This is a genomic window from Streptomyces sp. NPDC006691, assembly GCF_042869955.1.
Lineage (GTDB): Bacteria > Actinomycetota > Actinomycetes > Streptomycetales > Streptomycetaceae > Streptomyces.
The window spans coordinates 287585-310535 of the sequence record NZ_JBIAGW010000002.1; the positions used below are offsets into that span (position 1 = coordinate 287585).

The window sequence follows — 22951 nt, forward strand, 5'->3', positions numbered from 1 at the left end:
CAGCGTATGGCCGTCGATCCGTTGATCGAGCTGCGTGGCGTCAACAAGTACTACGGGAAGCTGCACGTCCTCCAGGACATCGACCTCACCGTCGGCCGTGGGGAGGTGGTGGTGGTCATCGGGCCGTCCGGCTCCGGCAAGTCGACGCTCTGCCGGACGATGAACCGCCTGGAGACGATCGAGTCCGGCTCGATCGCCATCGACGGCCGGCCGCTCCCGGAGGAGGGCAAGGGCCTCGCACAGCTCCGGGCCGAAGTGGGCATGGTCTTCCAGTCGTTCAACCTCTTCGCGCACAAGTCCGTCCTCGCCAACGTCTCGCTGGCCCAGACGAAGGTCCGGGGCCGCAAGAAGGAGGAGGCCGACAAGCGCTCGCACGAGCTCCTGGACCGGGTCGGCCTCGCCTCCCAGGCCGAGAAGCTCCCCGCCCAGCTCTCCGGCGGCCAGCAGCAGCGCGTGGCCATCGCCCGCGCCCTGGCCATGGACCCCAAGGTCATGCTCTTCGACGAGCCCACCTCCGCGCTCGACCCGGAGATGATCAACGAGGTGCTCGAAGTCATGCAGCAGCTCGCCCGCGACGGCATGACCATGGTCGTCGTCACCCACGAGATGGGCTTCGCCCGCTCCGCCGCCAACCGCGTCGTGTTCATGGCGGACGGCCGGATCATCGAGGACCGCACCCCCGACGACTTCTTCACCAACCCGCGGAGCGACCGGGCCAAGGACTTCCTCTCCAAGATCCTCAAGCACTGAACGGGGGGTGTACGCAACGATGATGGCCACACGACGCGCGCTCGCCGCGCTGTTGCTCGCCCTGGCCCTGGCCGGCTGCGGCAAGTCGGGCAGCCCGCCGGTGAAGGGCCCGAAGGCCGAACTGCTGCCGCACTACACGGTCGCCAAGGACTTCGGTCTCCCGGGCTCCTCGGTCTGGCAGCGGGCCAAGAACCGCGGTCACCTGATCGTCGGCGCCAAGGAGGACCAGCCCTACCTCGGCGAGAAGGACCCGGCCACCGGCGTCTACACCGGCTTCGACATCGAGATCGCCAAGATGATGTCGGCCTCGCTCGGCTTCGATCCCGCGACCATCGAGTTCAAGACGATCGCCTCGGCCAACCGTGAGACCGCCCTCCAGAACGGCCAGATCGACTACTACGTCGGCACCTACACCATCAACGACAACCGCAAGAAGCTGGTGGGCTTCGCGGGCCCGTACTACATGGCGGGCCAGGGACTGCTCGTGCGCACCGACGAGAACGGGCTCACCACACCCCAGGACTTCGACGGCAGGCGCGTCTGCTCAGCGGCGGGTTCCACCCCGTACCAGCGGATGGAGAAGGACTACCCGAAGGTCGACATGGTCGCCTACGACACCTACTCGGTGTGCGTGGACAACCTGCTCACCTTCCAGGTCGACGCCGTCACCACCGACGACACCATCCTGAGCGGCTACGCGGCCAAGGTGCCCGACCAGCTCAAGGTCGTCGGGAAGCCCTTCTCCAAGGAGCCCTACGGCATCGGCGTCCCCAAGAGCGACAACACCCTGCGGTTCGCGCTCGACGACGCCATCGAGGCCCACGAGAAGAACGGCGACTGGAAGAAGGCGTACGACGCGACGCTCGGCCTCTCCGGCCGGCCGCCCGCCCCCGCCCCGCCCATCGACCGCTACCCGGCGAGCTGAGGCCGCAATGGACGTACTCACCAAGAACTTCTCGTTGTACGGCAAGGGCTTCCTCGGCACCGTCGAACTGACCGTCTACGCCTCGGTCCTGGCCCTGGTGCTCGGCTTCGTCATGGCGTCCTGCCGGGTCTCCCCGGTCGGCTCGTTCCGGGTGCTCGGCACGGTGTGGGTGACCGTGCTGCGCAACACCCCGCTGACGCTGCTGTTCTTCGCCGTCCTGCTCGGCCTGCCGCGCTTCGGGCTGGTGCTGCCCTTCCAGCTCTTCGCGGTGATCGCGCTCGGCTGCTACACCTCGTCGTTCATCTGTGAGGCGCTGCGCTCCGGCATCAACACCGTGCCCAAGGGCCAGGGCGAGGCGGCCAGAAGCCTCGGGATGACCTTCGGGCAGACCCTGTCCACGGTGGTGCTTCCGCAGGCCTTCCGGTCCGTGATCCCGCCGATCGGCTCCACGCTGATCGCCCTCGCCAAGAACTCCGCGATCGCCGGGGCGTTCAGCGTCACCGAACTCCTCGGCACGTACAAGACGTTGAGCGAGCTCGGCTACAACATCATCTGGACCTTCGTCTGGATCGCGATCGGCTACCTGATCATCACCCTCTTCATCAGCGCCGTCTTCAACGTCCTCGAAAAGCGCTGGGGAGTCGCCCGATGACCGCGCCACTGGCCACGGAATCCACCGCCCTCTACGACATCCCCGGGCCCAGGACCCAGCAGCGGCACCTGGTGTACGGGATCATCTCGACGATCCTGATCCTCGCCCTGTTCGGCTGGCTCGTCCATCTCCTGTTCGACACCGACCAGTTCACCGCGGCCAAGTGGCGGCCCTTCGAGTACAAGGGCATCCAGGAACTGCTCCTGCGCGGGCTCGGCAACACGCTGCGGGCCTTCGCGTTCGCCTCGGTGCTCTCGATCGCGCTGGGTGCGGTGCTCGCGGTCGGACGGCTCTCCGACCACCGCCCGTTGCGCTGGATCGCCACCCTGCTCGTGGAGTTCTTCCGCGCGATGCCCGTCCTGGTGATGATCTTCTTCATCTTCGTGGCGCTGAAGGTGCAGCCGCTGCCCGCCCTGGTGGCGGGGCTCACGCTCTACAACGGGTCGGTGCTCGCCGAGGTCTTCAGGACCGGCGTCAACTCCGTGGAACGCGGCCAGAAGGAGGCGGCATTCTCACTCGGCATGCGCAAGACGCAGGTCATGACGTACGTGCTGGTCCCGCAGGGGATCCGGGCCATGCTGCCGACCATCATCAGCCAGTTGGTGGTCGCGCTGAAGGACACTTCGCTGGGCTATCTGATCACCTATGAGGAGTTTCTGCACGCGGGAAAGCTCATCGCGTCGAATCTCGACTACGATTTGCCGTTCATCCCCGTGGTGATGGTGATCTCGCCGATCTACATCGGGATGTGCATGCTGCTCTCCTGGTTCGCCACCTGGATGGCCAGGAGACAGAAGCGCAATCCCAAGACGGAGGCCGTGGACGTCGCACCGGCCGAACCAGGGACGCTGCTGCCGGGTGTGCAGTAGCTGAGGGGCAAGAACCCACCCGGCAGCAGCCGGTGATCACTTCTCGCGGAGAGGGACCGTCAGACGCGACGGGTCTGACGCGGGCGAGGAGAAGGTCAGCTGCGCGCCGAGCGGGTTGTGCTCGATGTAGAGCGGGTCGACGGTGTCCACCACCAGTGCCAGATGATGGCCGGCCGGTACGTCGTACGACGTGGAGGAGAGCTCCAGGTCGACGGGGAACGGCCGGCCGGGCGTCTGGCCGTGGAAGGTGTAGGGGGCGTTGCTGACCAGCTTGCCGAGGCCGAGCGGGCCCACGTCGTAGAGGTATGCGACGAGGGTGCCGCTCTCCTTGGTCGAGGTGAGCGTCGTGTGCAGCTTCGCGGTCCCGCGGATCCTGCGGTCCTCGCCGTACGTGCCCGACTGCCACACCGCCGCGAACGACCGCGGAAGCAGCGGGATCGATGCCATCGGCGGCAGCTTCGCGAACTGGTCCAGGAGGCTGGACAGGAAGATGAGCCCGCCGTCGGCACCCGAGTCGACGTTCGCCGTGATCTTCTTCGTGCCGGAGAGCGCCAGGTCCTCCTTGGCCGGGCCGACCGCCTGCCAGCTGGGATAGCCCTCGTAGGAGCCGTCGGTACGGGACTTGAGCTGGACCGGCTGCTCCTTGTCGATGCCGTTGTCGGCGCCCTTGAGATAGTGGTCGAACCAGCGGTGGGCGTCCGTCCACACGTCGTTGGGAAGCCCGAGCAGACCGGTCGCCTCGGCGGTGGCGTGGTCGCCGGGGCGGAACTCCAGGCGCTTGGGTCCGGTCAGCCTGCCGAAGAAGTCGGCGTACTGGTTGGGCGGGAAGAGGCTGTCGCCCCAGGCGTTGCCCAGCATGAGGGCGGCGCCGTTCTGGTTGATCTGGTCGACGTAGGCGGCGGGAGAGCGCTTCCAGCCCCAGTCGATCATGTCCTGTTCCTTGGCCAGGTCCGAGCCCAGGAACTCCTTCAGGATCTGGTTGAGTTCGGCGCTCGGGCGGCCGGTGATCTGCCCCGCGACGCCCAGCAGGGCCGCGGCCTGGAGGTGCTGGGTGCGGCCGCTGTAGATGGACTGGATGAGGTCGGCCCAGCCGCTCATCGCCACAACTGCCTTGATCCGCTTGTCGTGTCCGGCCGCGAGCAGGCTGATGCCCGCGCCGTACGAGACGCCGCCCATGCCGATCCGCGCCGGGTCGGCGGGGGTGTTGGCGAGTGCCCAGTCGATGACCGAGGACACATCGGCGATGTCGGGCGGGCCCGCGACCTCGATGCTGCCGCCCGAGAGCCAGAAGCCGCGCGAGGTGTAACTGACCACCGTGTAGCCCGCGTCGGCGAGCTTCTGGGCCTGCGCGATGTACTCGATCTGCGGCAGGCCCCAGCTCGTCGGGAAGACGATCAGGGGGTATCTGTCACCGGCCTTCGCCCCGGCGGGCGTGAACACATTGCCCTTGAGGGTGATCCCGCCGGAGCCGGGGATGTCGTAGAACGTGACGCTGCTGCTGCTCGCCGAAGCGGCGGCGGCTCTCGCCGGGGCCGCCGTGGCCGCCGGGGCGAGGCCGAAGGCGGCGCCCGCGAACAGGGCCGCGGCGGTGATCGCCACCGCCGTGGTCCTGGTGGGGCGGCCGGACAGATGGTGGGGGGCCATGAATCGCTCCTCGCTCGCGCCGGTGCAAAGTGACCCGACGGTAACCGCGGAGGCTTACCTGGGGTAACTGGTCGGTAAGTTACGCGAGGGTAACGATTATTGGACGCCGTGTCAGTTGCCGGTGGTGCCGGTGTTCCCCGTGGTGCCGGAGTTCCCCGCGCCCGTGCCCGTACCGGAGAGCGCGCTCTTCGCCTTCCAGGCGTCGTACGTCAAATTCCACTCGCCATAGCCGTTGTTGAGGGCCTGGGTGCCCTTGGCGTCGTCGCCCGTGATCTCGAACGGATCGCCCACCTGCACCGAGTCGTATACGAACTTGGCGTTGGCGTCGCTCATGCCGATGCAGCCGGAGCTCTTGTTGGCGGAGCCGAAGTAGGCGTTGTTCCACGGTGCCGCGTGGGCGTACATGCCCGACCAGGTGAGCCGCATCGAGTAGTCGACCATCTTGTTGTAGGAGCTGCCGAGGCCGACGGTCTCCGAGTTCATGTTGATCGTCCCCTCCTTCGCCATCAGGACGGTCTTGCCGCGCCAGGACGCCTTGTCGCCACCGGGGGTGCCCGCGGACATCGGGATGTCCTTGACCAACTCGCCGTCGCGGTACAGCTTCAGGTGGTGGCTGTCGAGGTCGACCTTGACGAGCTGGTTCCTGCCGACCGTGAAGCCGGTCTTGTAGTCCTTGGTGAACCAGCCGCCCGAGGGGCCCGAGTCGACGCCGTTGAGGTCCGCCTCCAGGGTCACCTTGGTGCCGGGCTTCCAGTAGTCCTTGGGCCGCCAGTCCACCCGGGACTTGCCGGAGTAGTCCTCCATCCAGCCCCAGGAACCCTCGGTGTTGTTCGACGTGGTCACCTTCAGCTGCTTCTCGACCTCGGCCTTGTTCTTCACCGGGTGGTCGAACACAATCGAGAGCGGCTGGCCGACGCCGACGGTGGAGTCCTTGCCGGGCGCGAGCGTCAGCTTGTTGACCTTGTCGGGGGCCGCCGTCGCGAACTCGGCCTTGGCGCTGCCGCCCTTGTCGTCCTTCGCCTCCACGCTGTACGAGGTGCCGGGCGCCGCCGTACGGACCGAGGTCCAGGACTTGCCGTCGGCCGACAGCTTTCCGTCGAGCTTGCCGCCCTTGGCGTCGGTGACCGTCACCGTCTGGAGCCTGCCGTCGGCGAGCGTCACCTTCACCGGCTCGCCGGCCTTCGCCTGGCTGCCGGTCAAATTCACCGAAATCTCGGTCTTCTTCTGGGCCTTGAGATCGGACTTCGCGTCACTGGACGAGGAGTCGCCGCCCCCGCAGGCGGTCAGCGCCGCGGCCAGGACCGCCGTTCCGGCGATGGCGGCGATACGGGCCGGGCGGCGGGGCAGGGTGTGACGGCGTATGCGGCTCAACTGGAAAACCTCCGTTGCAAATGCTTTTCCGTAGGTGAGAGTCATCGCTCGGACTTTAGGTTGCGGGACTCGCCGGGAAACTCGTAATTCGTTGTGTGACGAGGACCGCAGAGGAACGGTCATCGTCCCGTCACATACGCCGCGCGAACTCGTCACGGACCGCTGTGAGCATCCTGTGCACCCCCGGAGGACCGACGACGGGGCGCACTTGGGAGGCCACGGACGTGTCCGCACTGCTGGTGACCGAGAACCGAGACCAGGATGCCGGGGTCCGCGGCCTCGGCGCCGCCGAGTACCGCTCCTTTCTCGCGAGCCGCGCCGACGTCAGCTTTCTGCAATGTCCCTCGTGGTCCGACGTGAAGGACCAATGGGTTGCCGAAAGGGTCGGATGGTCCCTTGACAACGGCGCATTGACCGGCGTGGCCCAGATCCTCTACCGGCAATTCCCCGGCACCCGTAAATACTTCGCCTATCTGCCGGAGGGCCCGGTCGCCGACTGGGCCGACCCCGAAATCGACCGCTGGCTCAAGCCGTTGCTGCGCCATCTGCGCAAGGCCGGGGCCTTCGCGGTACGGATCGGGCCGACGCCCGCCTACCGGCGCTGGGACGCCGCCCGACTCAAGGCCGCTACCGGAGCCGGCCGCCGGATCGGCGACATCCTGGCCACCGAGGTGGACCCGCTCGGCTCCGCCGTCGCCGAGCGGCTGCGCACCCGCGGCTGGAGCCGCTGCGGCGGGGACGACGACGGCGACGCCGACGCACAGCCGCGCCATGTCTTCCGGCTGCCGCTGGCCGGACGCGGCACCGAGCAGCTGTGGGCCGGGCTCAACCAGGAGTGGCGCCGCAATGTGCGCACCGCCCACAAGGCCGGGGTGCGGACCGTGACCGGGACCGCAGCCGACCTCCCCGAGTTCTACCGGCTCCTGCGGGTCACCGAGGAGCGCGACGGCTTCCGGCTCGGCCGCTCGCTCGCGTACTTCCAGCGCCAGTACGAGGCCCTCAACGCCGAACAGCCCGGGCGGATGCGGCTGTACCTGGCCGTCCACCGGGGCGAGGTGCTCGCCGCGCACACCATGATCACGGTAGGGCGGCGGGTCTGGTACCAGACCGGCGCCTCCGCCGACCACCGCCGCGAGGTCCGCCCCAGCAACGCGCTCCAGTGGCAGATGATCCAGGACGCCCACGCGCTCGGCGCCGAGGTGTACGACATGCGCGGGGTACCCTCCACTCTTGATCCGCAGGACCGGCCCTTCGGCCTCCTGCGCTGGAAACTCGGCACTGGCGGGCAGGTCGTCGAGACGCTGGGCGAGTGGGAGACATCCATGGGCGGGACCACCAACAACGCGCTGTACCGCGCCTTCCAGGCGTACCTGGCACGCCGGTGACCGCGACCGCGACGGCCACCGCCACCAAGGGGTCCGCCCTGCTGCGCAGCAGCGCGCTGATGGCGGCGGGCTCCGTCGTCTCGCGCGCGACCGGCTTCGTGCGCTCCGCGGTCGTCGCGGCGGCGCTCGGGGTCGGGCTGCTCGGCGACGGGTACGCGGTCGCCAACAACGTCCCCAACATCCTGTACATGCTCCTCATCGGCGGCACCCTCAACGCGGTCTTCGTACCCGAGCTGGTGCGCGCCGCCAAGGAGCACGCCGACGGCGGCGCCGCCTACACCGACCGCCTCATGACGGCCTGCACCACCGCGCTGGTCGCCGTCACCGCGCTCGCGGTGGTCGGGGCCCCCTGGATCGTCGGCGCGTACACCGACTACAGCGGCGGCCAGGCCGACCTCACGGTCGCGCTCGCCCGGTACTGCCTGCCGCAGATCCTCTTCTACGGCCTGTTCACGCTGTTCGGCCAGGTCCTCAACGCGCGCGGCCGGTTCGGCGCCATGATGTGGACGCCGGTGCTCAACAACCTCGTCGTCATCGGGGTGTTCGGGCTCTACCTCGCCCTCGCCGCGGGCGGCTCGGGCACGCTGAGCGCGGGCGATGCCCGGCTGCTCGGCTGGGGCACCACCGCCGGCATCGTGGTCCAGGCCCTCGCCCTCGTGCCCTCGCTGCGCTCGGCCGGCTTCCGCTGGCGTCCCCGCTTCGACTGGCGCGGCAGCGGACTCGGGCGGCCGCTGCGCTCGGCGGGCTGGGCGGTGCTGCTCGTCGTCTCCAACCAGCTCGCGTACTGGGTGGTGACCCGGCTCGCCACCACGGCCGGGTACCGCGCCGAGCACGAGGGAGTCGCCGGGGGAGCGGGCTACACCGCGTACACCAACGCCTATGTGCTCTGGATGGTGCCGCACGGCATCGTCACCGTCTCCCTGGTCACCGCGCTGATGCCGCGGATGAGCCGGGCCTCGGCGGAGGGCGACCTCGCGGGCGTGCGGGCGGACGTCTCCTACGGCCTGCGGACCTGCGGCGCGATGATCGTCCCCGCCGCGTGCGCGCTGTTCGCGCTCGCGCCCTGGATCCTCGGTTCGGTCTTCGAGTACGGCAGGACCGGCGCCGCCGACATCACGGTCATGGCGGGCATGCTCATGGCGTTCGCCCCCGGACTGATCGCGCTCTCGGGACAGTACGTCCTGTCCCGCGGCTTCTACGCGCTCGGCGACACCCGCACCCCGTTCCTGCTCAACCTCGTCATCGCCGGAGTCAACGCGGCCCTCACCGTCGTCGCCTACCTCGCGCTGCCCTCGCGCTGGGCCGTGACGGGCATCGCCGGGGCCTACACCGTGGCGCTCCTCGCGGGGCTCGCGGCCACCGCGTACACCCTCAACCGCAGGCTCGGCGGGGGCCCGCTGCTGCGCTCACCGGCGCTGCTCGCGCATCTGCGGCTGCTGCTCGGCGCCGTGCCCGCCGCGGCGCTCGGCTACGCGGCGGCCCGCTCCACGGACCCGCTCGGCAGTGTCGCCGCGGCCGGCGCCGGAACCATGACGCTCGTCGTCGCGCTCGCGCTGCTCGCCCGGCCACTGGGGCTCACCGACATCAACGCCGTGCTCGACAAGGTGCGCGGCGGCGGCAGACACCGAGCCCGGTGACGGGACAAATGAGACGGTTGGGATACTGACGCCTATGCCTCGCGTGCTCCTCATAGAAGACGACCCCTCCGTTCGCGAAGGGGTCGAACTCGGGCTGCGCAGGCGCGGCCACGAGGTGCTGGCCGCCGGGACGGGCGAGGCCGGACTCGCCTCGCTCAAGTCCTTCCATCCGGATCTGGTGCTGCTCGACCTGATGCTGCCCGGCATGAACGGCGTCCAGGTCTGCCGCCGGATACGCGAGACCAGCCAGCTGCCGATCATCATGCTCACCGCGCGCGGCGACGACTTCGACGTGGTGATCGGACTGGAGGCCGGCGCCGACGACTACATCGTCAAGCCCGCCCGAACCGAGGTCATCGAGGCCCGCATCCGGGCCGTACTGCGCCGCCTCGCCGACCCCGTCACCCGCTCGGGACCGGAGTTCCACGGCGAGCTCGCCCTGGACCGGGCGGGTCTGACCGCCGCCAGGAACGGTGAGCGCCTCGCGCTCGCGCCCTCCGAACTGAAGCTCCTGCTCCACCTGGCCGCCTCGCCCGAGCAGGTCTTCAGCCGCCAGCAACTCCTCGAATCGGTGTGGGAGCACAGCTACCACGGCGACGCCCGGCTGGTCGACGCCTGTGTGCGGCGGCTGCGCCAGAAGCTCGGCGACACCGCGGGACCCGACGGTGCGCCCCGCTACATCCAGACCGTGCGCGGCTTCGGCTACCGCTTCGGGCCGCTGTGAGGTTCCCCCTCCGCCGCCGCGGCCTGCGCCCCGGCCTGCGTACGCGCCTGATCGCGGCCTTCCTCCTGGTGGCCGCCATCAGCGCGGTCACCACCGCGGCCCTCACCTACCAGTCGGCCCGCTCGGCCATCCTCAAGCAGGCCCAGGACCAAGCAGTCGAGCAGTTCCGCGAGCAGATAGCCAACGAGTACTTCTCGCTGCCCACCTCCACCGCCGCGCTGCAGAACGCCTGCCGCACCCTGGCCCGGGCCGGGAAGCCGCACCCCTGGTTCGTGTTCGCGGAGTACGGCACCCTGCGCGCCTCCTCCACCAACCGCCCCACCTCTACCGTGATCACCGACGACCTGCGCCGCAAGACGCACGCGAACGCGCACGGCTCGTTCCAGCGGGTGATCCGGGACGGCACCCCGTATCTGACCATCGGCATGCCGGTGATGTTCGACAGCTTCACCGAACAGCGCAGCGGCGTCTACCTGTACGCGGTGATGGACCTCAAGGCCGAGGGCGTCACCATCCAGGCCATGGTCACGGCGGCCAAGAACGGCGCACTGCCCGCCCTCGCGATCGCCGTGGTCCCCGCCCTGCTCGCCGCCCGCAGCGTGCTGCGCCCGGTACGCGATCTGCGGCGGGCCGCCAGCAGCATGGGCAAGGGCCGGCTGGACACCCGCATCGAGGTCAAGGGATCGGACGAACTCGCCGATCTGGCGTGGACGTTCAACGAGTCGGCCGAGGAACTGGAGCGCTCCGTCGAGGAGTTGCAGAAGGCGGAGGCCCGGGCCAGGCGCTTCGCCTCCGACGTCTCGCACGAACTGCGCACCCCGCTGGCCGGCATGCTCGCGGTGACGGAGGTCCTCGACGAGGACGCCGACGGGCTCGACCCCGACACCGCCCGCGCGGTACGCCTCATCTCGGCCGAGACCGGCAAGCTCGCCAACCTCGTCGAGGACCTGATGGAGATCTCCCGCTTCGACGCCAAGGCGGCCGAGCTCAACGCCGACGAGGTCGATGTCGCCGAGACCATCCGCAAGACCCTCCAGCGACGGCACTGGCAGGACCGTGTGGTCACCCAACTCCCGGACGGCGTACGGGCGATGATCGACCCGCGGCGCTTCGACATCGTGGTGGCCAACCTGGTCGGCAACGCCCTGCGGCACGGCTCGGAGCCGGTGACCGTACGACTGCGCCCGGGGTCCGGCGACGGCCCCCTGGTGGTGGAGGTGGCCGACCGGGGGCCCGGCATCGACGCGGCGGTGCTGCCGCACATCTTCGACCGCTTCTTCAAGGCGGACGCGGCCCGTACCCGCTCGGCGGGCAGCGGCCTCGGGCTCGCGATCACGCTGGAGAACGTACGGCTGCACGGCGGCACGGTCCGGGCCTCGAACGGGCCGGAGGGCGGCGCGGTGTTCACGGTCGAACTGCCCGCAGGGGTGCTCGGCGACGCCCCCGTGGAGGCCGCCCGATGAGGTCGAGGTTCGCCGGCCTCCGGGCGCTCGCCGCACTCGCCCTGCTGCCCGCCGGGCTGCTCGCGGCGGGCTGCGGCATCCAGTCCACCGATGTCGTCGCGGTGGGCGACCCCGCGACCGCGCAGGCGATGCCGCCCCCCGACGGCTCGACCGTGCTGTACTTCGTGGGCCCCGACGGATTGATGCCCGTCGTGCGCTCCGGCGTCTCCTCGCCGCTTCTTCCCCTGCTCTTCGCGGGCCCGGACCAGGACGAGCGGTCGGTCGGTCTGCGCAGTGAACTGCCGCCGCTGAGCGGCCCGTTGAGACTGGCCATCGGCGAGGGGGGCGTGACGGTGATGCTCGGTCAGGACGTGTCGGGGCTCACCCCGACCGCCCAGCGCCAGATCGCCTGCACCGCCCTCCAGAAGGCGGCGCGCGGCCCCCGCTTCAAGGCGACGATCCTGGGCAACGGCGCCCCGAGCCCGCTCAGCCCGCTCGCCTGCTCACCCTGAGCCGGCCGCCGGCCCGGCCGCGGTGGGCCGGTGAACGAGGCGCGGATCTGTTGACTTCAATTCAGTAAACCCATGGGTAACACTCTGGCGTCCGGGCCGCCGACCCACCAAGCTCTGCGTGTGGAGAATTCAGCCAACGCCGCGCGGCCCACGGCCGCCCCGATCGTCCTCGGCCTGCGCCCCGCCCTGAGGTGGATCCCGCTCGCCTCGGTCGTGGTGCTCGGGATCTGGTACCTCGCCGTCGCCGCCGTCTTCGACGGCCCCAACGGAGGCGTCGCCGGCCCGGTCATGGCCGTGGCGGGTGTGGCCCTCCTGCTCGTCGCGGTCACCTTCGTGGGCTATCTGCTGCGCCCGTTGCGCATCGACGTGGACATCGACGCGCTCACCGTGCGGCTGCCTACCTGGCTCGCGGGACGCGTCGACTGGGACGAGGTGAGCGCCGTGACCGCCGTCGCCGTACGGACCGGCCGGCACGTCCGCCGCTTCCTCCTGGTGGACCTGCGCTCGCCCGCGCTGCCCCATGCCAGCCGCCCCCGGTCCATGTACCGGCGCCTGGCGCCCGTGCTCGGCCGCGCGAAGGGTGCGCACGGACTCTGCTTCGAGGAGCAGCTCTTCGACTTCGACGCGGCCCAAGTCCTCGCCGCGGTAAGCCGGTTCGCGCCGGCCGAGGTGGTCGTCGAGGACCGCACGGCGGAACCGGCCGACACCCACTGGCAGTTCTGACCGGCTTCTTGCCTCGCGGCAGGGCGACCGCCACCGTGTACGCGTACGTCTCGCACGCCGACAGCACCACCGCGAGCACGTACGCCGACGACCGCTGCCCGGAATCGGAGTGCCCATGGCCGGATTCACGCTGCCCCACACCCTCCACGGCGACGGCCCGCACCGGGTCGTCGCCGTGCACGGCTGGCTCGCCGACCGCGGCGACTACGCCGCCGTGCTGCCCGACCTCGACGCCGCCGTGTTCACCTACGCCTTCGTCGACCTGCGCGGCTACGGAGAGGCCAGGAACGCCTCGGGCGCGTTCACCACGAGCGAGGGGGCCCAGGACGTCCTGGGCCTCGCCGACCGGCTCGGCTGGCACCGCTTCTCGCTGATCGGGCACTCGATGGGCGGCGCCGTCGTGCAGCGGGTGCTCGCCGCCGCCCCCGACCGGGTGCGGCGCATGGTCGGCATATCGCCGGTCCCGGCCGGCGGCATGCCGATGGACGAGCAGACCCGCGCCCTGTTCACCGGGGCCGCCGAGCATCCGGCCAAGCGCCGGGCGATCATCGACCTCACCACCGGCGGCGACCGCCCCGACGCGTGGCTCGACCGGATGACCCGGCGCTCGATGGAGCGCAGCGACCCCAAGGCGTTCCGCGCCTGGCTCGACTCCTGGTCGGGCGAGGACTTCCACGAGGAGACCGAGGGCTCCCCGGTGCCCGCCCTCGCGGTGACCGGCGCGCTCGACCCGGCCATCAACGCCGAGTTCCTGCGCGGTACTTGGCTGCGCTGGTACCCGGCCGGCCAGCTCGTCGAACTGCCCTTCGCCGGACACCACGCCATGGACGAGGCGCCGCTCGATCTGATCCGTACCGTCGAGGACTTCCTGCGGGCCGACCATGTCTGACCCGGTCCGCCATGGCTGACATCCCCGACGTCTTCGACCCCCGCCCCTACGCGGCAGGACCGCCGCACGCCGCCTACCGCGAGCTGCGCGACCGTCACCCGGTCGCGTGGCAGGCCGAGCCCGAGGTGCTCGGCTGGCCTGCCGGGCCCGGCTTCTGGGCGGTCACCCGGCACGCGGACGTCGTGCGCGTCCTCAGGGACGCCGGTACCTTCTCCTCGACGCTGGGCGCCACCCAGATCCGCGACCCCGACCCTGCGGACCTGCCGTTCATCCGCCGCATGATGCTCAACCAGGACCCGCCCGAACACGGCGTCCTGCGCCGCCTGGTGAGCCGCGCCTTCACTCCGGGCCGCGTCGAGCGCTTCGAGGCGCTGGCGCGCGAGCGGGCCCGCGCCCTGCTCACCGGCGCCCGCGCCGGAGCCGAGGACGGCGTCGTCGACCTGGTGGCCGACGTCACCGACGACTACGCGCTGCTCAACCTCACCGACCTGCTCGGCGTTCCGCCCGGCGACCGGGGCCTGCTCCTGGAGTGGACCGAGCGCGTCATCGCCTACCAGGACCCGGACGAGACCCCCGTGCGCGGCCCCGACGGACGGCCGGTCAACCCGCGCTCGCCCGCGATGCTGGCGGAGATGTTCGCGTACGCCCAGGAGCTTGCCGCCTACAAGCGCGAGCGGCCCGCCGACGACATCATGACCTCGCTCGCGCACTCCCGACTGGCCGACGCGGAGCTGGAGATGTTCTTCTTCCTGCTGACCGTGGCGGGCAACGACACTGTACGCGCCGCGGCCCCGGGAGGTTTCCTCGCCCTGGCCCGACATCCGCATGCGCGCACGTTGTTGACGGCACGTCAGGTGCCGGTGGACACAGCGGTCGAGGAGCTCCTGCGGTGGCACCCGCCGGTGCTGAGCTTCCGGCGCACCGCCACCCGCGACGCCGTCCTGGCCGGGCAGCGCATCGTGGCGGGCGACAAGGTCGTCGTCTTCCACGCCTCCGCCAACCACGACGAGCGCGTCTTCGCCGACCCGCACCGCCTCGACCTCGCCCGCAGCCCGAACCCGCACGTCTCCTTCGGCGACGGCCCGCACGTATGTCTCGGCGCGCACTTCGCCAGGCTGCAACTGAGGGTGCTGCACGAGGAGGCGCTGCGGGCCCTGCCCCGTACGGAACTCGCCGCGCCGCCGCGCCGGCTCGTCTCCCACTTCATCAACGGCGTCAAGTCGCTTCTCGTGCGGGTGGACTAGCCGGTGGCACGGTGCGGGGTGCGGACGGCCGGGGCGGGCTCCTGGGCGGCCCGGGGCACACCGGCGACGAGCTCGACCACATCGGGGCCGTACGCCGGGGAGTTGACGACCTTGATGGGCGCGCATGCCAGCGGGAGTTCGCCCTCACGTTCGCCGTGCTCATGACGTCGGCCGAGGGACGGCGCTACGCTGCGCGGACGTTCGCCAACGGGAGGTATGCATGCGTCGTCCTGCTGTCCGCACCCTGTCCCTCCTCGCCGCGGCGGCCGCGGTGGCGGCCTCGGTCGCGGCCGCCCCGCCCACGACGGCCGCGCCGCCCGGCCGTACCCCCGCCAAGGTGCCGGAGGCGGTCGGCTACGGGGGAGCGGTGTCGAGTGTGGACGCCGACGCGTCCGCCGCCGGCCTGGAGGTCCTCAAGAACGGCGGCAACGCGGTGGACGCCGCCGTCGCCACCGCCGCGGCCCTCGGCGTCACCGAGCCGTACTCCTCGGGCATCGGCGGAGGCGGCTACTTCGTCTACTACGACGCGGCCTCACGCTCCGTGCACACCCTCGACGGCCGCGAGACCGCGCCCGCCTCCGCCACCTCCTCGCTGTTCCTGGAGAACGGCAAGCCGCTGCCCTTCGCGGACGCGGTGACCAGCGGGCTCAGCATCGGGACCCCGGGCACCGCCGCCACCTGGGACCGGGCCCTGGACGCCTGGGGCAGCAAGTCGCTCGGCACGCTCCTCAAGCCCGCCGAACGGCTCGCACGGGGCGGGTTCACCGTCGACGACACCTTCCGGTCGCAGACCAGGGACAACCAGGCCCGGTTCGCCGACTTCCCCGACACCGCCAAGCTGTTCCTGCCGGGCGGGCAGCTCCCCGTGGTCGGCTCCACCTTCAAGAACCCCGATCTGGCGCGCACCTACGAGGAGTTGGGGCGCGAGGGCGTCGACGCCGTCTACCGGGGCGACCTCGGCGCGGACATCGTCCGCACGGTGCGCAAGCCCCCCGTCGACCCCAAGTCGACCCGCAAGGTGCGCAGCGGTGATCTGACCCGGCAGGACCTGCGCGCCTACCAGGCGAAGTTCCGGGCGCCCACCAAGGTCGGCTACCGCGGGCTCGACGTCTACGGCATGCCCCCCTCCAGCTCCGGCGGCACCACGGTGGGCGAGGCGCTCAACATCCTGGAGCGGACCGACCTGTCGAAGGCCTCGGACGTCCAGTTCCTGCACCACTACATCGAGGCCAGCCGGATCGCGTTCGCCGACCGGGGCCGCTGGGTCGGCGACCCGGCCTTCGAGAAGGTGCCGACCCGAGGGCTGCTCTCGCAGCGCTTCGCCGACTCGCGGGCCTGCCTGATCAAGGACGACGCGGTCCTGACCAGCCCGCTCGCGCCCGGTGACCCCCGCGACCCGCAGGCGTGCGAGACGTCCGGCGCCGCGTCTCCGACCACGTACGAGGGCGACAACACCACACACCTGACCGTCGCCGACAAGTGGGGCAACGTCGTCGCGTACACCCTCACCATCGAGCAGACCGGCGGCAGCGCGATCACCGTGCCCGGCCGGGGATTCCTGCTCAACAACGAACTGACCGACTTCTCCTTCGCCCCGGCCAACCCGGCCGTCCACGACCCGAACCTGCCGGGCCCGGGCAAGCGGCCGCGCTCGTCCATCTCGCCGACGATCGTCCTCGACCGGCACGGCAAGCCGGTCCTCGCGCTCGGCTCGCCGGGCGGCGCGACCATCATCACCACCGTGCTCCAGACCCTGGTCAACCACCTGGACCGGGGCATGCCGCTGGTCGCCGCGATCGCGGCGCCGCGCGCGAGCCAGCGCAACGCGGCACAGACCGAACTCGAACCGGCGCTCTACAACAGTCCGTTGAGGGCCCAGTTGGAGGCGCTCGGCCACTCGTTCACGCTGAACCCGGAGATCGGGGCGGCGACCGGAGTGCAGCGGCTGCCCGACGGCCGCTGGCTCGCGGCGGCCGAGACCGTGCGGCGCGGCGGCGGCTCGGCGCTCGTGGTCCATCCGAGTGGAAAGCAGTAGCCGCGGCTGAAGCCGCCCAAGAGGCCCATCGCCCCGACCTGAACGGCCGGGAGCCATGGGCCTCTTGTCGTGGGCGGGGCGTGAGTGGTGCGGGCCGAAGATCGGATCGGTCGCACAACGGGTAAGGACGCATTCCTGACAAACGGCCAAGAACGCATTCCTGACAGAAGGGTTCTTCCGTGCGCTCCAGAACGCTCGCCCTCGCCGCGGCATCCGGCGTCGCTCTGCTCTGCGCGGTCGCTCTCCCGGCGACCGCGCAGCCCGCCACGGCCGCCGCCGGCCGAGCCGCCGGCCCGTCCGGCCGGACGGCCGTCGGCCGGGTCGGTGCGGCCGAGCTCCTCGCCAAGGTGCAGACCTGTGCCCAGATCTCCCACGGCAAGTACCGGACGGATCCCAAGGCCGAGGCAACCGTTCCCGTCTGCGGCAAGAACGGGGCGGTGTTCTGGCAGGCCGACCTGGACGTCGACTGCGACGGCCAGGCGACGACCGCCTGCAACAAGGCGACGGACCCGTGGTTCCAGCCCGACACCCGCTTCCACCAGTCGAACGACAAGCCGCTCGACGCGGAGAAGGTGCCGTACGTGGTGGTGCCGAACGTGAGCCCGCTCTGGAACTACAGCGCCGCCGGCATCAAGGGCGGCGGTGTGGCCGCCGTCGTCTACGGCGACCGGGTCGAGTACGCCGTCGTCGGTGACACGGGCCCCGGCTCCGTCATCGGCGAGGCGTCCTACGCCACCGCCAAGGCGCTGGGGATGGACCCCAGCCCGAAGACGGGCGGCGCCGAATCCGGCGTCACCTACATCCTGTTCCAGAACTCCCGGGCCGAGCCGATCGAGAGCCACGACGAGGCGGTGGCCCTGGGGCAGGACCTGGCCCAGCGGTTCGTGGCCGCCAACTGACACCGCTCCGCGCCCCGCTACGGCAGCGTGCGGACGCGGGGCCCCGCGCCGGTGAGGGCCACCACGTGCCCGGTGTGCCCGGCCCGGGCCCCCGCCCGCCGAGCGGGGCGCCCGCCGTCGAGCGGGGCGCCCGGCCGTCCGGCACCGCCCCGGAGTCCACGCCGTCCGGGTCCGCGCCGAGGCCCCGGCCGCCCCGCCCGGCTCCGGCGCTAGACTCGGCCGCATGGTCCGCACCCCACTCACCCCCGCGGAGCGCGAACGAGGCGAGCGGCTCGGCCGGTTGTTGCGTTCGGCGCGCGGGAACCGCAGCATGACCGAGATCGCGGCGGCGGCGGGCCTCTCCGCCGAGACCCTCCGCAAGATCGAGACGGGCCGCGCACCCACCCCCGCGTTCTTCACCGTGGCCGCCCTCGCCTCGGTCCTCGGTCTGTCCATGGACGAGATCGTGAGCATCTGCGTGATGCCCCCGGCGGTCGCCGCATGAGCCCCGCGAAGGCGCGGACGCCCCGGGACGCCGCGCGGATCGTCGTCCGCGACGCGCTCGGCGCGGTGTTCCTGCTCCGGTACGACAACGAAGAGGTCGGCCCGCACTGGGCGACGCCCGGCGGCGGCCTGGACGCGGGGGAGTCCCCGCGCGAGGGCGCCCGCCGAGAGCTGCGCGAGGAGACCGGCTGGGCCGACCTCGCACCGGGCCCGGTGCTGTGCACCTGGACCCATGACTTCACCCGGGCCGGAGTGCCGGTGCGCCAGTTCGAGCACATCTACCTCGCCGACGCCCCGGACGTCCGTCGCGAGATCGGCCCCGGCCTGGCCGGGGAGCACCGCGCGGACGGCATCCTCGGCTGGCGCTGGTGGACGCCGGAGGAGCTGAGGAACACCGACGAGCAGATCTGGCCGCCCCAGCTGCACGCCCTGCTCGACGGCTGGACGCCCGGCGATCCGCCGGTGGAGCTCGGCTACGTTCCCGTCCACGGCCTGTCGGACACCGTCGGCTGACACCCCGTCCACCCCACGGCGAGCGGGCTGCCTGTTCGGCGCAACAGATCCTGCGCCGACGCGTGCCCCGGGCGACCGTGGGAGCGTGGTCAATCCGTCTCAGTCCCCCCGCCGGCGTCGCCGTCCGCTGCGGGCGACCGCCGCCCTGGCCCTCGGCGTGCTCGCGCTGCTCGCGGCCTGCGCCCCCGACCCGCACGCCTCGGCCTTGGCCGCCGGGCACGCGGACCCCGCGACGCTGGTGTTCCACCACCCCGGCGTCGTCGTCGGCCGAGGCCAGCTCGACACCGTGCGGCAGAAGGTGCGGGCCCGCCAGGAGCCGTGGAGCTCGGCGTACGAGAAGATGCGGGCCAGCCGCTACGGCTCGCTGCGCTATGTCCCGCACCCCGCCGAGGTGGTGCCCTGCCCGCCGAACGCGGGGCCGCCCGCCTGTCTCGCCGAGCGCGAGGACGCCATCGCCGCGTACACCCAGGCCCTGCTCTGGTCGGTCAACGGCGACGAGGCCCACGCCCGGAAGGCCGTGGAGATCATGGACGGCTGGGCGCAGGTGATGAAGCGGCACACCGAGGGCAACGCCGATCTCCAGACCGCCTGGGCCGGCTCCACCTGGGCCCGGGCCGCCGACATCGTGCACGCGGGCTATCCGCGGTGGCAGGCCCCGGCCGTGCAGCGCTTCAAATGGATGCTGCGCAAGGCGTACCTGCCCGCCGTCACCGCCAAGGTCCCCGATTACAACGGGAATTGGGAACTGGCGATGACGGACGCGGCCATCGGCATCGCCGTGTTCGTCGAGGACCACCGGATCTTCGAGGACGCCCTGGACCGCTACCGGGCCCGGGTGCCCGCCTACTTCTACCTCAGCTCCGACGGCAAGCTGCCCAAGCCGCCGCCCGGCGGCTCGATGACCACCCCGGACAAGCTGGCGACGTACTGGTTCGGCCAGCGCACCTACGCCGACGGGCTCGGCCAGGAGACCTGCCGCAACTTCATGCACGTCGGGTACTCCCTCGCCGCCTCCGCCCATATCGCCGAGACGGCGTGGCAGCAGGGCATCGACCTGTACGGGCCGACGGCCGAGCGCCTCAAGGCGGCGGCCGAGTTCCACGCCCGCTTCCAGCTGGGCGAGCCGGTCCCGAGCTGGCTGTGCGCCGGAAAGGTCGAGCGGACCATGGGCCCGGACGTCGAGGTGCTGCTCAACCACCTCCAGAACCGGCTGCACATGACGCTGCCCGAGACGCGGAGGCTGGCCGAGCAGCAGCGCCCGGGCGGCACCGACGACCTGTTCGTCGCCTGGGAGACGCTGACCCACGCACAGAATCCGGGCACACCCGTCTGATTCCAGCCGGATTCAACAGAACGTTGAAGTTTGGGGATTGAGCTGCGGGGCGGCCTGGGAATGGTCCCGAGCAATGGACACGACCCGCCGCACCCGGCCAGACGACCGCCCGCGCCGGCCCAGCGCCGTCGCCTTCTTCGACGTGGAGGGCACCCTGCTCGCCGCGCCGGGCCTGGCCGGCCTCGCCGGGCCGCTCGGCCGGCTCTGGCATCCGCCGGTGCTCGCCGCCCTGCACGCCCATGCGGCGCTCGGGCACCTCGTGGTGCTCGTCGCCCTCGCCGGCGCCGCCGAGCTCGGCCCCGTAGTGCGTCAGCTCGGCCCCGACGCCGTGCTCTGCTCCCGCCCCGGGGCCCCCATGATGGGCCAGGGCAAGGGCTACGCGGCCCGCGCCCTGCTGCGCGAGCACGGCATCCTGGCCAGGCGCTGCCATGCCTACGCGGACGAGGCGGCGGACCTGCCGCTGCTCGCGGAGGTGGGCCACCCCGTGGTGGTCGGCGACGACCCGGTACTGCTCCGCCATGCCCGGCGCGGCAACTGGGGGCGCCTGCCGGGCCCGAGCGCCGCGCGAAGTGACGCCGTGTCAGCTCTGGGGGATCCGCCCACCCCTGGCTGACCTGTGCCGCCACGATTGGCCTCGCCGAAGCCGCGATGGTCTTGCCACGGTGCGTAACGCGCCTTACGGTCTCATCCACACGCGGATCTACGCGTGTGGATTTGGCTGGCTGACGACCCGTCGAAGGAGCAGCTCATGGCCAATGTCGTGCGCGCCGCACTGGTTCAGGCGACCTGGACCGGCGACACCGAATCCATGATCGCCAAGCATGAGGAGCACGCCCGCGAGGCGGCCCGGCAGGGCGCGAAGATCATCGGCTTCCAGGAGGTGTTCAACGCCCCCTACTTCTGCCAGGTGCAGGAGGCCGAGCACTACCGCTGGGCCGAACCCGTCCCGGACGGCCCGACCGTCACCCGGATGAAGGAACTCGCCCGGGAGACCGGGATGGTCGTCGTCGTCCCGGTCTTCGAGATCGAGGGCGAGGGCTTCTACTACAACACCGCCGCCGTCATCGACGCCGACGGCAGCTACCTCGGCAAGTACCGCAAGCACCACATCCCCCAGGTCAAGGGCTTCTGGGAGAAGTACTACTTCAAACCGGGCAACCTCGGCTGGCCGGTCTTCGACACGGCCGTCGGCAAGGTCGGCGTGTACATCTGCTACGACCGCCACTTCCCGGAGGGCTGGCGCCAACTCGGCCTCAACGGAGCCCAGTTGGTCTACAACCCCTCCGCCACCTCGCGTGGCCTCTCCGGCTACCTGTGGCAGCTGGAGCAGCCCGCCTCGGCCGTCGCCAACGAGTACTTCGTCGCCGCGATCAACCGCGTCGGCATCGAGGAGTACGGCGACAACGACTTCTACGGCACCAGCTACTTCGTCGACCCGCGCGGCCAGTTCGTCGGCGAGGTCGCCAGCGACAAGGAGGAGGAACTCCTCGTCCGGGACCTGGACTTCGGCCTCATCGAGCAGGTCCGCCAGCAGTGGGCCTTCTACCGCGACCGCCGTCCCGACGCCTACGAAGGCCTGGTGAAGCCGTGACCCGCCCCCTCCACGACCGCCACCGGGCCGTGCTGCCCGACTGGCTCGCGCTCTACTACCGGCAGCCCATCGAGATCACCCACGGCGAGGGCCGGCACGTCTGGGACGCCGACGGCAACAAGTACCTCGACTTCTTCGGCGGCATCCTCACCACGATGACCGCCCACGCGCTGCCCGAGGTCACCAAGGCCGTAGCCGAACAGGCCGGCCGGATCATCCACTCCTCGACCCTCTACCTCAACCGGCAGATGGTCGAACTCGCTGAGCGCATCGCCCAGTTGTCGGGCATCCCCGACGCGCGGGTCTTCTTCACCACCTCCGGGACCGAGGCCAACGACACCGCGCTGCTGCTCGCGACCGCCCACCGGGGCTCCAACCAGATCCTCGCGATGCGCAACAGCTACCACGGCCGCTCCTTCAGCGCGGTGGGCATCACCGGCAACCACGCCTGGTCGCCCACCAGCCTCTCACCGCTCCAGACCCTGTACGTGCACGGCGGCGTCCGCGCCCGGGGACCGTACGCCCACCTCAGCGACGCCCAGTTCATCGAGGCCTGTGTCGCCGACCTCGAAGACCTCCTCGGCCACACCCGCAACGTGGCCGCCCTGATCGCCGAGCCCATCCAGGGCGTCGGCGGCTTCACCTCGCCGCCCGACGGCCTGTACGCCGCGTTCCGCGAGGTCCTCGACCGGCACGGCATCCTGTGGATCACCGACGAGGTGCAGACCGGCTGGGGCCGTACCGGCGACCACTTCTGGGGCTGGCAGGCCCACGGCCGCAGCGGGCCGCCCGATCTGCTCACCTTCGCCAAGGGCATCGGCAACGGCATGTCCATCGGCGGCGTCGTCGCCCGCGCCGAGGTCATGAACTGCCTCGACAGCAACTCCATTTCGACCTTCGGCGGCTCCCCGGTCACCATGGCCGCGGGCCTCGCCAACCTCTCCTACGTCCTCGAACACGACCTCCAGGGCAACGCCCGCCGCGTCGGCGGACTGCTCATCGAGCGGCTGCGCGCCATCTGCGCCCAGCTCCCCGTGGTCCGCGAGGTGCGCGGCCGGGGCCTGATGGCCGGCATCGAGCTGGTACGGCCCGGCACGGACCGGGCCAACCCCGAGGCCGCCGCCGCGGTCCTGGAAGCCGCCCGCGAAGGCGGCCTGCTCATCGGCAAGGGCGGCGGCCACGACACCAGCGTGCTGCGCATCGCGCCGCCCCTCACCCTCACCGTCGCGGAGGCCGAAGAAGGCGCGGCCATCCTCGAACGCGCCCTGCGCACCGTGTAGTTGGCCGTCCTGAGCATCGCGCCCCGGGACCGGAACAGCTACGAGTACGA

Annotated in this window: 22 protein-coding genes; 20 read left to right on the plus strand and 2 right to left on the minus strand. The window is 71.1% G+C overall.

Annotated elements, in window-relative coordinates; translation table 11 throughout:
• The first annotated feature begins 6 nt into the window (after positions 1–6).
• Genes ACFYNP_RS04775 through ACFYNP_RS04790 form a run of 4 tightly spaced genes read left to right on the plus strand, consistent with a single transcriptional unit; the run spans position 7 to position 3196 of the window.
• Positions 7–750 carry an amino acid ABC transporter ATP-binding protein gene (locus ACFYNP_RS04775; RefSeq protein ID WP_190027550.1) on the plus strand — a complete coding sequence of 248 codons (744 nt, stop codon included), beginning with the start codon at positions 7–9 and terminating at the stop codon, positions 748–750.
• Positions 751–769: 19 nt separating this feature from the next.
• Positions 770–1675 (plus strand): glutamate ABC transporter substrate-binding protein, encoded by a 906-nt coding sequence (locus ACFYNP_RS04780; protein ID WP_388782645.1) that lies wholly within the window; start codon positions 770–772, stop codon positions 1673–1675.
• Positions 1676–1682: 7 nt separating this feature from the next.
• Positions 1683–2327 (plus strand): amino acid ABC transporter permease, encoded by a 645-nt coding sequence (locus ACFYNP_RS04785; protein ID WP_100575132.1) that lies wholly within the window; start codon positions 1683–1685, stop codon positions 2325–2327.
• The gene (locus ACFYNP_RS04790) at positions 2324–3196 is read left to right on the plus strand and encodes an amino acid ABC transporter permease (RefSeq protein WP_388782648.1); all 873 of its coding nucleotides are present in this window, start codon (positions 2324–2326) and stop codon (positions 3194–3196) included. Before ACFYNP_RS04785 ends, ACFYNP_RS04790 begins: the two co-directional genes overlap by 4 nt.
• A gap of 36 nt (positions 3197–3232) precedes the next feature.
• Here ACFYNP_RS04790 and ACFYNP_RS04795 read toward each other — a convergent pair whose 3' ends face one another.
• Positions 3233–4840, minus strand: coding sequence for a CocE/NonD family hydrolase (locus tag ACFYNP_RS04795; protein ID WP_388782651.1), 1608 nt, complete (start codon positions 4838–4840; stop codon positions 3233–3235).
• A 111-nt stretch (positions 4841–4951) separates the two neighbouring features.
• On the minus strand, positions 4952–6256 hold the full coding sequence (locus ACFYNP_RS04800) for an Ig-like domain-containing protein (RefSeq protein WP_388782653.1): 1305 nt from the start codon (positions 6254–6256) through the stop codon (positions 4952–4954).
• A 179-nt stretch (positions 6257–6435) separates the two neighbouring features.
• Here ACFYNP_RS04800 and ACFYNP_RS04805 point away from each other — a divergent pair, with 179 nt between their 5' ends.
• The 16 genes from ACFYNP_RS04805 to ACFYNP_RS04880 all read left to right on the plus strand — a co-directional run bounded on the left by ACFYNP_RS04805 (position 6436) and on the right by ACFYNP_RS04880 (position 22901).
• The gene (locus ACFYNP_RS04805; RefSeq protein ID WP_388782656.1) at positions 6436–7596 is read left to right on the plus strand and encodes a lipid II:glycine glycyltransferase FemX; all 1161 of its coding nucleotides are present in this window, start codon (positions 6436–6438) and stop codon (positions 7594–7596) included.
• Complete coding sequence (gene murJ, locus ACFYNP_RS04810) at positions 7593–9233, plus strand: murein biosynthesis integral membrane protein MurJ (protein ID WP_388782659.1); 1641 nt, start codon at positions 7593–7595, stop codon at positions 9231–9233. Before ACFYNP_RS04805 ends, murJ begins: the two co-directional genes overlap by 4 nt.
• Positions 9234–9267: 34 nt before the next feature.
• Positions 9268–9957: a response regulator transcription factor gene (locus ACFYNP_RS04815; RefSeq protein ID WP_345260140.1), complete on the plus strand. Its 690-nt coding sequence runs from the start codon at positions 9268–9270 to the stop codon at positions 9955–9957.
• Positions 9954–11420, plus strand: coding sequence for an ATP-binding protein (locus ACFYNP_RS04820; protein ID WP_388782663.1), 1467 nt, complete (start codon positions 9954–9956; stop codon positions 11418–11420). The genes ACFYNP_RS04815 and ACFYNP_RS04820 overlap by 4 nt, the downstream gene beginning before the upstream one ends.
• Positions 11417–11911 (plus strand): hypothetical protein, encoded by a 495-nt coding sequence (locus tag ACFYNP_RS04825; RefSeq protein ID WP_388403864.1) that lies wholly within the window; start codon positions 11417–11419, stop codon positions 11909–11911. Before ACFYNP_RS04820 ends, ACFYNP_RS04825 begins: the two co-directional genes overlap by 4 nt.
• Positions 11912–12031: 120 nt before the next feature.
• Positions 12032–12634, plus strand: coding sequence for a hypothetical protein (locus ACFYNP_RS04830; protein WP_388403866.1), 603 nt, complete (start codon positions 12032–12034; stop codon positions 12632–12634).
• A gap of 115 nt (positions 12635–12749) precedes the next feature.
• A complete protein-coding gene (locus ACFYNP_RS04835; RefSeq protein WP_388403869.1) occupies positions 12750–13523 on the plus strand; it encodes an alpha/beta fold hydrolase in 774 nt (257 codons plus the stop codon).
• Positions 13524–13534: 11 nt separating this feature from the next.
• Positions 13535–14767, plus strand: coding sequence for a cytochrome P450 (locus ACFYNP_RS04840; RefSeq protein WP_388782666.1), 1233 nt, complete (start codon positions 13535–13537; stop codon positions 14765–14767).
• A gap of 220 nt (positions 14768–14987) precedes the next feature.
• Positions 14988–16802: a gamma-glutamyltransferase gene (gene ggt / locus ACFYNP_RS04845; RefSeq protein WP_388782669.1), complete on the plus strand. Its 1815-nt coding sequence runs from the start codon at positions 14988–14990 to the stop codon at positions 16800–16802.
• A gap of 179 nt (positions 16803–16981) precedes the next feature.
• Positions 16982–17701: a glycoside hydrolase family 75 protein gene (locus ACFYNP_RS04850; RefSeq protein ID WP_388782672.1), complete on the plus strand. Its 720-nt coding sequence runs from the start codon at positions 16982–16984 to the stop codon at positions 17699–17701.
• Between the two features lie 223 nt (positions 17702–17924).
• A complete protein-coding gene (locus ACFYNP_RS04855) occupies positions 17925–18185 on the plus strand; it encodes a helix-turn-helix domain-containing protein (protein ID WP_388403880.1) in 261 nt (86 codons plus the stop codon).
• Positions 18182–18697, plus strand: a complete 516-nt coding sequence (locus ACFYNP_RS04860) for an NUDIX hydrolase (protein WP_388403883.1) — start codon at positions 18182–18184, stop codon at positions 18695–18697. The genes ACFYNP_RS04855 and ACFYNP_RS04860 overlap by 4 nt, the downstream gene beginning before the upstream one ends.
• An 85-nt stretch (positions 18698–18782) precedes the next feature.
• Positions 18783–20030, plus strand: a complete 1248-nt coding sequence (locus tag ACFYNP_RS04865; protein WP_388782674.1) for an alginate lyase family protein — start codon at positions 18783–18785, stop codon at positions 20028–20030.
• Between the two features lie 73 nt (positions 20031–20103).
• Positions 20104–20643, plus strand: coding sequence for an HAD family hydrolase (locus ACFYNP_RS04870; protein ID WP_388782677.1), 540 nt, complete (start codon positions 20104–20106; stop codon positions 20641–20643).
• A 135-nt stretch (positions 20644–20778) separates the two neighbouring features.
• Positions 20779–21621, plus strand: a complete 843-nt coding sequence (locus ACFYNP_RS04875; RefSeq protein WP_388403889.1) for a nitrilase-related carbon-nitrogen hydrolase — start codon at positions 20779–20781, stop codon at positions 21619–21621.
• On the plus strand, positions 21618–22901 hold the full coding sequence (locus ACFYNP_RS04880; RefSeq protein ID WP_388782680.1) for an aspartate aminotransferase family protein: 1284 nt from the start codon (positions 21618–21620) through the stop codon (positions 22899–22901). The genes ACFYNP_RS04875 and ACFYNP_RS04880 overlap by 4 nt, the downstream gene beginning before the upstream one ends.
• The last annotated feature ends 50 nt before the right edge of the window (positions 22902–22951 follow it).